At 64.8% G+C, this 335-nt stretch carries 1 pseudogene; it reads left to right on the top strand.

What is annotated here, in order from left to right:
* Positions 1-48: 48 nt before the first annotated feature.
* A pseudogene (locus R5H29_RS21725) lies at positions 49-335 on the top strand (S-methyl-5'-thioadenosine phosphorylase); the annotation flags it as partial.

The following is a 335-nucleotide window of genomic DNA, read 5'->3' on the forward strand; positions in this document are numbered from 1 at the left end:
CGCGCGGAAAGCCTGCTGTATCGGAATTGGGGGGCCGACGTAATCGGCATGACCGCGATGCCCGAGGCCAAGCTCGCGCGCGAGGCCGAGCTGCCTTATGCGCTGATCGGCATGGTCACCGATTATGATTGTTGGCGCGAAGAAGAAGCGCATGTCGAGGTGACCGAAGTCATTGCCCAGATGCACGCCAATGGCGCGCTGGCACGCGCAACGGTGAAGGCCTTTGTCGAGGCATTGCCGCCCGAGCGCGATCCCTCGCCTTTGGATACGGTGCTGGACCATGCCCTGATCACCGCGCCCGACGCGCGCGATCCGGCGCTGCTCGCCAAGCTGGA

The organism is Stenotrophomonas sp. A3_2 (assembly GCF_036624925.1).
Taxonomy (GTDB): Bacteria; Pseudomonadota; Gammaproteobacteria; order Xanthomonadales; family Xanthomonadaceae; genus Stenotrophomonas; species Stenotrophomonas hibiscicola.